Below are 13543 nucleotides of genomic sequence, written 5' to 3'. Positions count from 1 at the left end.
ATCACTTCTTCTTTTCAACAATGAATGCTGGAATTCGTTCCCCACCGATTACGTTGCCTACATAGCTGTTATTCCCTCTACTGTAGGCCCATAGATAGATCTCTTTATCTGTAGGTGAAGTTCGCTCATAAACAGCTTCTTTTCTAGAAAAATAAGCCCAGCCTTTTTGACCGTGCACTCTGCATTTTTCTTGTCTAATTGCAAATATATCTGCAATGGATTGAGGTGAAGTCCCTCTTAGTCCTGTATTGCAGCCATGCAAAACGAGATTAGCATTCGGAGACCAGCGCAATTTCTCTAACTGGGATATTTCACTATAGGAAATTGTACCATCCTCTAAAACTTCATTACGAGCGTTTCTGGTGCTCAAAAACTCTAGGCCATCATTACCATCGTCTGTTTTACTAGAATGGCTAAAAACATGCATTTCCCTGACCTTAGCAACATTCTTATTTATCTCGTCATAGATTTCCTTCCAAACTTTTTTAAAGTCTTGGCCTGACGTAACTTGGTACTCTTTAAATACATAGTTATCACCGCAGTTTTTTAGCTTCAGTTGGGATAGCCAGTGATTTGATGCTCGTTGAAAAGCCTTGTCATCGCTCTTTGATGGTTTGTAGTAATAAACACATATTAAATATTCTTTTAACTTGATGGGCTGTTTATGTACAGATTCAGCCTTTGTATTGGTTTTGCAGGTTCCTTGTGTCACTCCGGCTCTCCGATAAAAATGTGAATATCTTCAGGTTTGGTCGTATGAAACCTTTCTGTATATCCATTTTCATCTGTGGTTCCTGAAGCTACGACACTACCAGTAGAGTCTTTGAGGTGATAGGGGATGTTTGCCAAGGGTTCATTATCATCTCTATCGATCAATTGAACACGCTCATCAAAATTTAATTGATCAATAATATTCTGAACATTACTTGCTTGCCCTGAGCTAGCACCCGAACCAGAGCCACCAGTTCGCACAGCTAAATCTGAAATCTTCATGTACTTTGCGCCACATGTTGCTTGGTCGCCAGCCACAATTAAATTATGGCCATTAACCTGCATAAAACCTCGTTGCGTTGCTATGGCTTTTGAAATCACATTACATTTAGGACAATAATGTTTCATTCCCTCTAAATGAGCCGCTTTACCATCTATCAGCCAAAAATCATCTCCCTCAATGATCTTGCCACCGTGGTTAGTAAAACATCCTCTTGTTATAAATGCTTGCATATTATGAATATCCAGGATTATTAAAATAAATAGAAAATTTAAAAATAATTGGATAAAGATTGTCACCTTTATAATTTTTATGCAAAGCATTGCCCAATTTGTTTATAAATTAGATGTTTTGTGTGTATTTGATGAGTTTAAATATAGTAAATTGGATTATATTGAATTTATTGCGGAAATATGAGCTTTCATGAATTACCTATATTATGTACACATCTATTTACCCATGCTGTGAAAACAAATAGCAACTTATTAAAGATGTGGTTATTTAAAGGCTGATTTAAAAATAAAATACCTACAACAAGTGATAATAAAATAAATCTTCATATGCAGCGTTGATCAGCCTGTTTTTACTTACAAAAGGGATCAACGTTTGGATTGCTATTCCAGATATATTCGGCCTCTTCAGCACAAAGCTGGGCAACTTTTTCACCTTGTGTGTCATGAATAAAGGCAAGAGTCATATCCATACCTGCACTCACACCCGATGAAGTATAGAATTTCCCATCAATCACCCAACGGGCTTGGGCTTGCCACAACACTTGGTCATTGAGTTTTTGTACAAATTCAAACGCCATTTTATTCGATGTTGCCTTAACACCATTTAAAACACCTGTCCCTGCAAGTAATGAACTGCCTGTACAAATGGTCAGCACGTATTTACTTTGAGCCGCTAAAGTTTTGAGCTGATCAAGAAACTGTTGATTTTTAATTAATTCAAAAGTCACGATACCGCCAGGAACGAGCAGAATACTTTGGTTATTCACGTGTATTTCGTTAAAGGATTTGGTCTGGATACAAACACCATGCTTATTGGAAACTAGACCGCCATTCAGGCTATAAAACTGGACTTGATAATGTTGTTGCAACAAGCCAAACAATTCAACAGGACCCATAATGTCGAGGGTTTCAAAATCTTCAAATACGACAGCATTTACAGGAATACGCATGGTTTTTCTCGCTTGTTTAATCTGCGTCATACCATAGTGAGCTTCAAATTTTTTATTGTGAATATTCTGTATGGCTTATTTTGAATTATGCTAAATCATTGGACTTTTAGGCTGATCTGTTAGCAAGCGGAACACATTTTGGGCTTAAATTTTATACATTTAGGTAAGTTAAACAACAAATGCTACGGTGTATCGTAAATTTAGAAAAATCTGTATCTATACTTTATAGACCAAATGTTCAAAATAATTGAAAAATAGAGAGAGTGCTGTGACATGAAGATGTACCAAGTTGATGCTTTTACAAAAGAATTATTTAAAGGAAATCCCGCGGCTGTAATCGTCGTCGATGAATGGTTAGATGATCGTTTGATGCAGAATATTGCCATGGAAAATAATCTGTCTGAAACGGCTTTTGTGAAAACGATTGATGAAACCAATTATGAGATTCGTTGGTTTTCTCCACTCAATGAGGTTGCGTTTTGTGGGCATGCGACTTTAGCCAGCGCATTTGTTTTATTTAAAGACTTTACCAAGGTAGAAACGATCCAGTTCCATGTACGTGATCTGGGTGTTTTTATTGTCAGCAAAGATGCCGATGGCAAAATTAAAATGAATTTCCCGATTCGTAAAGCAGAGTTAGTTACTGATTATCCTCAAGTATTACGTGAAGGGCTGACCAAGCCATTTAAAGCGGTCTATCGCAATGTCCAAGCCTATATTATTGAATATGAAACGGTGCAAGATGTATTGGATGAACAACCTGATCTGGAAAAGCTAAAACAACTTGGACAAGTTCGTACAGCAATTACTGCTTCTCAACCCGATGTTGCAATTACCGCCAGAGGTGAAGGGCAGTTTGATTGTGTTTCTCGTTATTTTGCACCAGCAATTGGTATCGATGAAGATCCAGTAACAGGTTCAATCCATACTGCAATCGTTCCACTTTGGGCTGAAAAATTGAATCAGACTCGATTAACAGCCTTTCAGGCATCTAAACGCGGTGGGATTTTAGAATGTGTGATTGTGTCTGAAGATCGTATTGAAATTTCAGGCTATGCCAAATTGTATATGCAAGCCGAACTGACAATCTGATTTTTAGCTTAAACTGTGCAAAAATAAAGATAAAAGCTGTTTAAATAAACAGCTTTTTTCAAAACATAACTATTAAAAATGCGAATCGTTCTCTACTATAGCTTGACGTTTTTATTTAAATCATCAAAAACACTTGGATAAATTATGTTAATGCGGTTTAAGCAACTTACTCTCTCTCTTTGTTTGATTGGGTTGAGTGCAACGTCTTGGTCTCAGACGGTACTCGTAAAAAGTGAAAAAAATATCGAAGAATATAAATTAGATAATGGTTTCAGAGTTATTCTTGCGCCAAACGATAAAGAAAATAAAGTCTATGTAAATACGGTTTATTTAACAGGTTCTTTGAATGATCCTAAGGGTAAAGGCGGACTTGCACATCTATTAGAACATTTGGCCTTTAAAGGCACTCAAAATGTGAAGGGTGACGAGTTTCAACGTCGTCTAGATCAATATACGTTGATGACCAATGCCAGCACAGATTATTATGCGACCAAATATTTAAATATTGTTCGCCCTGAAAAAAATGCACTTAATGAAATTCTGTACCTTGAATCAGAGCGTATGGATAAATTGGTGCTGCAAGAAAAATTTGTTCCTTCTGAAATTGAAATCGTAAAACGTGAACGAGAAATCCGTATGGATCAACCGTTTGCTGTACTGATGGATCAAATGTGGAAAGCGGCTTATGGCAATCAATATTTAGGCCGTTTGCCAATTGGCGATTTACCTGAATTAAAGTCGATTCAGCTGAATGAATTGAACCAGTTCTATAGAACTTGGTATGCGCCAAATAATGCAGTGATGGTGATTTCGGGTAAATTTGATAAGACTGAGGTCCTATCTAAAATTGATCAGTATTTTAGTCCAATTCCAGCACGTCCAGTACCTGCGCAAGTTCAAGTGCCAGTTCTCGATTCAAGTAAAATCGAACAACGTCAGTTTACGGTACAAAAGGGTAGTGATTTAGCCAAATTCCATGTCTATATGAATGGAAAAAATACCCCATTACAACCGACTTTAGCGCTTGCGCCAGCGTTATATACCATGCAGCCAAGTGGTACTTTGTATAAGAGTATGGTGGAGACGGGAATCAGTACGGCAGTGCAATCAACCACTTGGTTAGATCAAGACTTTAACGTGGTCTTTATGGGCGCAATTTATGCCCCGAATCATGATGCGAAAAAGGTTGATGATGCTCTAAAAACAGGTGTTGAAAATAGCCAACCATTCACCGAGGCTGAATTACAGCGGATTAAAAATATTACGCAAAATACCGCAGATACCATTGCTAATGACGCTGTCGCTTTAGGTTCACGCCTGAGCGATTATGCGGTTTCATCACATGGTCAATGGGATCAATACTTTAAGGACTTACAAGCTGTTCAAGACTTAAAGCTGAATGATGCAAATAAAACCTTAAAAGAATTTTTAGTCTCTTCACATCGTATCTCAGGCGATATTTTACCGACGCCTGAAGATCAAAAGAAAGCGATGACCATGAAAGCAGAGGAGAAGCCTAAAACTTTAGATCAAAGCGATGAAAAGCCTGAACCATTAAAAGATGCAAATGTTTACAAGCAGGAAGTGACCCAATTTATGGCACAGTCTGCTCAGCAATTGCAAAAAAATGAGCAGAAAATTCAACGTGGTGAATTAAAGAATGGGATCCGCTATGCACTCTTCCCAACGTCTACACGTGATGATAAAACTTATGCCACGATTAGCTTAGATTTTGGTGATGAAAAAGCATTATTTGGTAAAGGGGTTACTTTAGATTTAGCCAGCTATTTAATGCTGCGTGGTTCTGAAAAGCATACCTTGCAGGAAATTACTGATAAGGCGATTGCGGCTAGTGGTGGCGCATCGGTTAGTTCAAATGGCAATGGTTTTACCATCGTTGTTCAAGCGAAGAAAGACAAGTTCGAAGACTTCTTTAACTTTATTGTTGATGTCCTTAAGCAGCCAAAATTCTCGCAAACTGAGTTTGATCTAGCAAAAAATCAAAGCCTGTCTGTATTGGATCGTCCATATACGGAACCCGCGGTTGTCTCATCGATGACCTTGTCTAAGATTCTGGAAATCTATCAACCAGGCGATATCCGTTATCACTTTGAACCAGAACTGGCGAAGAAACAGATTAGTGAAGTAACCCAGCCGCAAGTGAAACAATTCTATGATCAGTTCTTTGTGACAGACCATGCGCAAATTGCTGTAACAGGTGATTTTGATGCCAAGAAAATGCAAAAGACCTTACAAAAAGCCTTTGGCTCTTGGAAAGCGAAGCAGCCTTTTACTAAAGTAACAGGTCAATATACGGTGTATAAAGCACAGAAAGTGCATGCTTTATCGGAACAACGTGAGTTCGGCAGTTATCAAAGTGTATTGGCATTGCCTGTGGGTTCATACCATAAAGATGCACCTGCATTGATTATTCTTAGCCATATCTTGGGTAACTCGCAATTGTCATCACGATTAGCACAGGAGCTACGTGAGAAAAATGCGTTGGTGTATGGCTTTGGTAGCGGCTTAGATCTTGATCCAGATATTGATGATGGTACTTTAAGCATTACTGCAAATTATACCTCTGGCCGTTCTGAGCAAGTTTCACAATCGGTACACAAGGTATTGAATGAGTTGCTGAGCAAAGGTGTGACTGAGCAGGAAGTGGAAGCAGCCAAAGCAGATATCATGAAAAAACGTGTAACAGCTTTGGAAGATGAACGTAATATTCATGGCATGCTGACAGGTCAGTTAGAGCGTAACAAAACGCTGTTGGATCGCGCAGAGCGCGATCAGGAGCTTGCGAAATTGACCAAAGAAGATGTCAATGCTGCCATCAAAAAATACATCAAGCTTGATCAGTTTGTAGAAGTCATGGCGGATCAATATGGTCAGCCTCAAAACTTGAAATAAGCAAGCAAAAAATAAAGCCACCGATCTGGTGGCTTTATTTTTGCATCAAAGATTAATGATCATGTTTGTGGGTATGAAAATCTTCGTTCTTACGGAATCGTAAGTAGTTTTCAAACTGTTCACAATATTCGTCAAAATTATCTTCTAACATCATTTGGAATTGTTGCAGTAGATAAGACATGACTTGTTCTTTGGCATCACGCATTTCATTGCCATCTTTAAAGTTATTAGCTGCGACCCATGTATTAAAACGGGCAGTGGCAAATAACATGGCTGCACTTACTTGGCCACGTAACTCTTCTGGCTTGGCTTGCTTACCTTTGGGTGGTCGGCAGAAATCATTGGCAAGTTTAATAAATTCATCTGCACGCTCAAAAAACACCGCATTTAAAGCTTCTTCATCAGTCACATCGGTGGCGTTAATTTTTTGAGACATGATATTTTCCAGCGACAAGTTAAGACACTTCATTATAGACAAAGCCTTGTCGAAACTAAACCTTTGCCTTAATCTAAAATAGCCTAAGTAATTAGAATAATCACTATGCAAGATGCAATCGCGATTCAAAGCTTAAAAACAGATATAGCCTTACTGCGCCAACATATTTATCCACCTCAGTATTTAGAAAATGTTGAAGGCTTACCGATTTATTATGGGCTGCAACAAGATATAGATGAATATTATCGGCAATGGCAACCCTTGATTGAGCGGGCACAACAGGTGTGTCGGCCTTTTATGGAAGATGACGTGGTGGATGCGATTCATTTACCAAGTCATTTAAATCTGCCGCTGTTTTTCTTTCATGTCGATCGGATTCGGATTAATAAAACACGCGCTAAAGAGTCGAAAACTTTTCGTGGCGTCGCTGCCTTGTTAGAAAAATGTGGGCAGTTTGAGACGGATCAGATTTTTGCAATGCAGGAATGGTTGGGCAGTGATGATACCGCTGCCTTAGTTGCGCATCGTGAGTTTATTGATTTACGAACTTATGTTTTCCAACACGGACAAAGTGAATATACGCGAACTCGTTTTTATATGAATGGCATGATTCTCAGTGTTGAACCGCATTTTAAATTGGTCGATGCACGGGATAAGCCACGTAAGCAGCGTAATGACAGTTATAGTGATCCGATTGCAGATAATGGAACGTGGACGATTTTTGGGAAATATCGGTAAATGATTTAAGTAGAATAAATAGTTTAACACTCTAATTTTCATTAAAAAATAATAGCACAGCCACAAGTGCTATATAAAGTTTGAATGTTTTCGCGTAGGCGATTTCCTACTTTGTTTTCGGACAAAGTAGGCAAAGCCTGAGGTGCGAATCGCAAAGATTAATAATCTTTGTCGTACCGCAAGGCGAAAGCTATGCTTGAGTATAGACTACGCACTTCGCTTGTCTTGCACTAAGTCAAAGCTTTAGTCGCTTTGACTTGCTCAGGTTGCTGATGACGTTTCCGAGTATCCGCTTTTTTGTAGGACTTAGATTATTTGTGGCGGCATTCATGCCGCCAAGCACGATAGCGATTTAAGGAAATTTGTTTTGGTGGAGCTATCGCTTCTCATCCCAAAAAGCGTCCTGAGCAGATAGGGCTTGAAGCTTTTTATCCGCTTTTTTGGCCACATGTGGTTGCTGAGCCTTAACCCAACCTAATGCAAATAAAAACTGCGGGTGTTCAGCAGTTTGTTGCTCAAAGATTTGCTCAGCAACAAACAGGTCATTATAAAACCCTAAATATTCCTGAATTGGCTGTAACTTATTTAAGAATTGTTGAACCTCTTTTTCAGGATAAATCCCTGCAATAAAGTCGATGCAATAACGCAATTGTTTTACACGCTTACGAGTACGATGTTGTTGCTCAACTTCTAAAGTTGAAAACTGAGCTGCATCTTTTAGAATCTTTTGGTAAAGCTTGGTTAAGCTTTTAGCTGCTTGTTTAGAAAGTTTAGACTTAGACTCATGCTCACTATAGGTGAAGCTGAGTAATGCTAAAAATAGCTGTGTGGTTTTAGTGTGGCTTAATAATTGAGAAACACTGCTGTCAACATTTTCAGGGAATGGGAAATCAAAATCACAGACTTCTTTTACTAAAGGAAGAACAGAATCTTGAATCGCATCATTATCGCGTGATTGACCTAATGCTCTAAAAATATCAGCCAATTGGCTTTCCCAAGTGGGATCAGTTTGCGCAGACCAGTTAGAAAAATGCTTTAAAGCAGAACGTAAACGACGTAAACCAACGCGAGCTTGGTGAATATGATCTGCTTCGGCTACACCATCGGCAATTGCTGCTGCATTGGGCAAGATATGATTAAGCGTATTTTCGATAATCAGTTTGATTGCTTGTTCAGCACTGACATTTTTCTCTAGGCTGAGTGATTTCGCTTTGGTGGCAGGGGATACCGTTTTGCCAATAGCCAATAAATTACCACGTTCAGCCTTACTGCGCACATCAAGCCAGAGTTGATATTTATCGACCCACGTTTTGGCAAAATCAATCAGAGATTGTGCTGAGCCTTGTTTTAATTCAAATTCGACTTCACAGATTTTGGCTTGATCAGTTGGTGTACGGATTTCACCATCGTCTAAGCAGACTTCAATTTGAGATCCCTCAAACTCGAATACATGGAAGGTACGCTGTACATCAGTTTGAAATTGCAGCTTTAGTTCAGCAGGTGCTTCACCTAGCACATCACGGAGTACAGTTTGGACTGTTTGATTATGTTTGTATAAAGATAAATCCAGTTCAGGTTCTTCAGCACATTTGCCTAAATAAATATCTTCTTCGATGCGTTGTAAATGGTTTTTACTGGCAGCTTTAAAGGTTTGCACCCAATGTTCACCTTCCTGACGCAGGCGAATCGCCACATAATTTTTAGCCAGTAAACGGTCAGCAGTGTCATAGTATTTTGCTTGTAGCTGAATTTTCTGTGCTTTTTGTTTGCTTAAAACTTGTAACACACTTTTTTTCTTAGATTCAGGGAGTTGAAATTTTAGTTCTATTTCCATGATGTTATGACTCCTGACCACCGAAAATGATATAGACGAAACGTAGTATAACTTGTTGATCTCAAAAATCATTGTAAAGTTGTTTTAAGCTTGGAAAGGATGGCACGCAATGACTTTATTTTGTACAGAAAATGCATTAACGTGTGGAGAGTCTTGCTCGATTAGGATGATCCAAAAATGAATGCACCAGCGAATATTACCAAGCCAGTGGAATTTTCATTACCTATTAAAAACTATGATGAATTTTATCACTTTTATTTAACAGAACATCGCAGTATAGCCAGCCGTCGTTTGCACGTCGCAGGCAGCTCGATCGGTTTATATTTCTTTAGTAAAGCGATTCGTAAACGTCAGGCAAAATATGCGTTGTATGGTCTGGTTTCTGGCTATGCCTGTGCTTGGGTTGGGCATTTTTTCTTTGAACATAATAAGCCTGCCAGCTTTAAACAGCCGCTGTATAGCTTTATTTCAGATTGGCGCATGTTGTCAGACGTTGCACGAGGCCGTTTGAGTTTGATCGATCGTCAGTTTGATAAAATTGAGTCTTAAAATTAGTTTAATACTTCAAAAGCTGCTCTGGCAGCTTTTTTATTTGTTCTGATTTGCAGCGGTTAATGATGTAAATACACTCCCTCTCTTTAATTTTTAACCAAGAAAATATACCCTGAAGCTAATGTAATTATAGTGAATAGTGAAACGTTCATGCGCGGTCTATACCTCATTACCAATGACGATCCAATCCAATTATTATTAGAAAAATTAGATGTGGCTCTAGCAACAGGACAGATTGCCATTCTGCAATACCGTCGTAAGAAAGTGGCAAAAGCAGATCAGCCAAGTGAAGTTGAGCAGATCAAAGTACTTTGTGAAAAGCATCAAGTCCCATTTGTAATTAATGATGATTTGGCACTGGCAGAGCAATTTGGATTAGGGGTACATCTTGGACAGTCTGATGGTGAAATAAGTGATGCGGCTGCACGCTTACCGCAAGGTGTGATTATTGGTCGTACCTGCTTAAATTCATTGGAGTTGGCGGAGAAGGCAATTGCGGATGGTGCAACTTATGTGGCCTTTGGTGCGGTTTATGCGACTTCAACCAAACCAGAAGCAGGCAATGTTGGGATCGAAGTGATCAAACAAGCGAAACAAAAGTTTGCTGTGCCGATTTGTGCGATTGGTGGTTTGACCGTTGAAAATTCTCAAGTCGTGATTGAGGCTGGGGCAAGCCTTTGTGCGGTAATTAGTGATATATTAGGACGATCAACAGCCGAAATTCCTGCTCGTGTAAATGCATGGGCAATGTTATTTGACTAATTATATGTATCCGCTTCGCGGAACTTTTATTGTTTCTCGGAACCACAACGTTCCTCGTCCTCGATTCTAGGTTGAGTCTTTTATGAGCTTATCTCCAAAGCAAGAACAGCTATTTAAACAAGCAAATAAACATATTCCAGGTGGCGTAAATTCACCTGTACGTGCATTTAACGGTGTTGGTGGTACGCCTGTCTTTATCGAAAAGGCAAAAGGGGCGTACTTGTGGGATGTCGATGGCAAGCGTTATGTGGACTATGTCGGTTCATGGGGACCAATGATTTTAGGTCATGCACATCCTGATATTATTCAAGCAGTACAAACTGCGGCAGAAGATGGCCTAAGTTTTGGAGCACCAACGGTACATGAAACCACTTTGGCAGACACCATTTGCGAGATCATGCCTTCAATTGAATTGGTACGTATGACCAGCTCAGGTACTGAAGCCACCATGACCGCGATTCGTTTGGCACGCGGTTATACTGGCCGTGACAAGATTGTGAAATTTGAAGGCTGCTATCACGGTCATTCCGATTCATTATTGGTCAAAGCAGGTTCAGGCTTATTGACGCTTGGTGAAGGTGAGCCAACTTCAAAAGGTGTACCAGCTGATTTTGCTAAACATACATTAACGCTCCCGTATAACAATATCGAAGCGTTGAAAGAGTGCTTTACCAAGTTCGGTCATGAGATTGCTGGGGTAATCATTGAACCTGTTGCAGGCAACATGAATTTAGTGACGCCAATCGATGGTTTCTTGCAAGCAATTCGTGATGTCTGTGATGAATACAAATCTGTCTTTATCATTGATGAAGTAATGACAGGTTTCCGTGTTGCTTTAGGCGGTGCACAATCGGTCTATAAGGTTAAACCTGATTTGACCACGTTGGGTAAAATCATTGGTGCGGGCTTACCGGTTGGTGCTTTTGGTGGTAAACGTGAAATCATGGAATGCATCGCACCTTTAGGTGGTGTTTATCAAGCAGGTACATTGTCAGGGAATCCATTGGCAATGCGTGCAGGTATTGCGATGTTCAAGCATCTTCGTGAACCAGAGTTTTATGACAAGCTAGCTGCACAGCTCGCAAAATTGCTTGAGGGTTTGCAGGCTGCGGCAGATGAAGCGGGTATTCCATTTAAAACCCAGCAAGTGGGTGGCATGTTCGGCTTGTATTTCACCGATCAAGAGGACATTACCAGCTTTGATTCAATGTTGGCTTGTGACGTTGAAGCATTTAAGAAATTCTTCCATGGCATGTTAAAGCGCGGTGTCTATCTTGCTCCATCTGCATTTGAAGCTGGATTTATTTCATCAATGCATTCAGATCAAGATATTGCAGAGACCATTCAGGCAGCAAAAGAAACCTTTGCAGAAATGAAATAACCCTGTGATGCATAGAAGCCCGATTCGTTCGGGCTTTTTTTATGGGCGCATTTTACTTGAGCCGAATAGAGAGCTTAACGGGTTTAACAATAATGCTTGAGTGTAATGAACTCTTAGCAAGTTCCCAGCTGTTCGTATGATAAACCGCAGCGACGAAGCGCAAAGATAAACAATCTTTACTGTACCGCAAGATGAAATAATGCTTGAATAGTAAACTATATTTGCGTTGGTCTTAGGCTGTGCTTTGGGCCTACGTAGGCTGTAGATGGCAGTTGTATCATATCTAAAAGCTTTTTATAAGAAACCCATAGGAATGGAGTAAAACATGAAAACTAAACATTATTTAACGTCCGCTGATGTGGAAATTTTAGTTGACGCAGCATGGCAATATGCAACAGCGCACAGCTTTAATGTCAGCATTGCAGTTGTCGATGACGGAGGAACTTTATTAATGATGAAGCGTATGGATGGCGCATCGGTACTATCGACACAGATTTGCCAAGAAAAAGCACAATCTGCTGCGGTCAGCCGAAGAACCACCAAGGCATCCGAAGATATGATCCGTGATGGTAAGATCGGCTTTTTAACCATCAATGCAGCAAAAGGCATGTTAGAAGGTGGTGAGCCGATTGTATATCAAGGGCAGGTTGTCGGGGCTGTTGGTATTTCGGGCGTGCAATCTTTTCAAGATGCAGAAATTGCCCAACATGCAATTCAACAATTTCTAGAGCAACAGACCTAAATCATCCTGTAAATGCGATTCTGGATGAAATATCGAGAGAAACACGAAAAAAATCAGTAAAAATACGTGTCATGCATTGTAATTCAGCGCCAAGCTTTTTATGATTGCCCGCTTGTTTTCATCCAGTCGTTGGAAGGTTACCTTGAATGATTTTCTAAGTGAATATTTGATTCATCGTGATGAAGATTTTATGGTCATCCATAAACCTGCAGGCTTACTTACTGTGCCGGGGAAAACACCTGATTTACAAGATTGTTTAATCAATCGTTTATTAGAATTAGAACCAAAAACTTTACTGATTCATCGTTTAGATCGCGATACTTCTGGTATCTTGGTGTTTGGTTTATCCAAATTTGGGCAAAGCAATATTTCACGCCAATTTCAAGATCGTCAAACCTCAAAAATTTATCAAGCTTTGGTAGCTGGACATTTACAGGGTCAGGGCACAGTCGATATTCCTGTGATTTATGATCCAAGCCGTCCTCCATTGCATATTGTGGATGCTTCCTATCACAAGCCGGCATTAACCGAATGGCAAGCGATCGAACATCTAGAAATTCAAGGACAAGCTGTAACTCGAGTTAAACTCATTCCGATTACAGGGCGTTCACATCAGCTTCGTGTGCATATGCAATATTTAGGTCATCCGATTCTAGGCGATACCTTATATGCCACGCCAGAACAGCAACAGCTTTATCCGCGTTTGTGTTTACATGCAACGCAATTGAGCTTTGCGCATCCTAAAACAGGTGCACAACTCAGCTTTGATTGTGCAGTACCGTTTTAGTCTAAAAACTTTTTTATGAAACACGATGTGATGCACGCTATTTGATTGCGCTTTGTGTCAAAATACATCGTTGAAAACTACATAAAATGCCTTAACTTTTATTTGGGTCAAGGCATAAAATATGTAGGCTAA

General features: G+C 39.6%; 13 protein-coding genes. 8 read left to right on the top strand and 5 right to left on the bottom strand.

The genetic code is table 11. The annotated features are described in order from the left end of the window. Window position 1: 1 nt before the first annotated feature. From B2727_RS00445 to B2727_RS00435, 3 genes are all read right to left on the bottom strand, one after another. Window positions 2–712 carry a hypothetical protein gene (locus B2727_RS00445; protein WP_033133393.1) on the bottom strand — a complete coding sequence of 237 codons (711 nt, stop codon included), beginning with the start codon at window positions 710–712 and terminating at the stop codon, window positions 2–4. Further along, window positions 709–1224, bottom strand: a complete 516-nt coding sequence (locus B2727_RS00440; RefSeq protein ID WP_005202285.1) for a PAAR domain-containing protein — start codon at window positions 1222–1224, stop codon at window positions 709–711. Before B2727_RS00440 ends, B2727_RS00445 begins: the two co-directional genes overlap by 4 nt. Window positions 1225–1574: 350 nt before the next feature. After that, entirely contained in the window at window positions 1575–2174 is a 600-nt protein-coding gene (locus B2727_RS00435; RefSeq protein WP_033133417.1) for a DJ-1/PfpI family protein, read from the bottom strand. Between the two features lie 273 nt (window positions 2175–2447). Between B2727_RS00435 and B2727_RS00430 the strand changes: the two genes are divergently transcribed. After that, window positions 2448–3266: a PhzF family phenazine biosynthesis protein gene (locus B2727_RS00430; protein ID WP_033133394.1), complete on the top strand. Its 819-nt coding sequence runs from the start codon at window positions 2448–2450 to the stop codon at window positions 3264–3266. Between the two features lie 144 nt (window positions 3267–3410). Beyond that, window positions 3411–6179 carry a M16 family metallopeptidase gene (locus B2727_RS00425; protein WP_033133395.1) on the top strand — a complete coding sequence of 923 codons (2769 nt, stop codon included), beginning with the start codon at window positions 3411–3413 and terminating at the stop codon, window positions 6177–6179. Window positions 6180–6231: 52 nt separating this feature from the next. Here the strand turns inward: B2727_RS00425 and B2727_RS00420 are convergent, their stop codons facing one another. Next, entirely contained in the window at window positions 6232–6615 is a 384-nt protein-coding gene (locus B2727_RS00420; RefSeq protein ID WP_033133396.1) for a DUF3144 domain-containing protein, read from the bottom strand. A 105-nt stretch (window positions 6616–6720) separates the two neighbouring features. On the opposite strand from B2727_RS00420, the gene B2727_RS00415 reads away from it, so the two are divergent. Further along, a complete protein-coding gene (locus tag B2727_RS00415) occupies window positions 6721–7353 on the top strand; it encodes a hypothetical protein (protein WP_033133397.1) in 633 nt (210 codons plus the stop codon). Window positions 7354–7729: 376 nt separating this feature from the next. Here B2727_RS00415 and B2727_RS00410 read toward each other — a convergent pair whose 3' ends face one another. Continuing rightward, complete coding sequence (locus B2727_RS00410) at window positions 7730–9187, bottom strand: CHAD domain-containing protein (protein WP_033133398.1); 1458 nt, start codon at window positions 9185–9187, stop codon at window positions 7730–7732. A gap of 177 nt (window positions 9188–9364) precedes the next feature. On the opposite strand from B2727_RS00410, the gene B2727_RS00405 reads away from it, so the two are divergent. The 5 genes from B2727_RS00405 (at window position 9365) to B2727_RS00385 (ending at window position 13411) form a co-directional block, all read left to right on the top strand. Continuing rightward, the gene (locus tag B2727_RS00405) at window positions 9365–9736 is read left to right on the top strand and encodes a DUF962 domain-containing protein (protein ID WP_004801345.1); all 372 of its coding nucleotides are present in this window, start codon (window positions 9365–9367) and stop codon (window positions 9734–9736) included. Window positions 9737–9889: 153 nt separating this feature from the next. Beyond that, window positions 9890–10501: a thiamine phosphate synthase gene (gene thiE, locus B2727_RS00400; protein WP_033133399.1), complete on the top strand. Its 612-nt coding sequence runs from the start codon at window positions 9890–9892 to the stop codon at window positions 10499–10501. Window positions 10502–10583: 82 nt separating this feature from the next. Beyond that, on the top strand, window positions 10584–11882 hold the full coding sequence (hemL, locus tag B2727_RS00395; RefSeq protein WP_033133400.1) for a glutamate-1-semialdehyde 2,1-aminomutase: 1299 nt from the start codon (window positions 10584–10586) through the stop codon (window positions 11880–11882). A 325-nt stretch (window positions 11883–12207) separates the two neighbouring features. Then, window positions 12208–12624 (top strand): GlcG/HbpS family heme-binding protein, encoded by a 417-nt coding sequence (locus tag B2727_RS00390; protein WP_033133401.1) that lies wholly within the window; start codon window positions 12208–12210, stop codon window positions 12622–12624. 142 nt (window positions 12625–12766) lie between these two features. After that, a complete protein-coding gene (locus B2727_RS00385; RefSeq protein ID WP_171248653.1) occupies window positions 12767–13411 on the top strand; it encodes an RluA family pseudouridine synthase in 645 nt (214 codons plus the stop codon). Window positions 13412–13543: the final 132 nt, after the last annotated feature.

Origin of the sequence: Acinetobacter sp. UBA991 (assembly GCF_002292065.1) — a bacterium.
GTDB lineage: Bacteria > Pseudomonadota > Gammaproteobacteria > Pseudomonadales > Moraxellaceae > Acinetobacter > Acinetobacter higginsii.
This window is presented reverse-complemented; position numbering and strand designations above follow the sequence as displayed.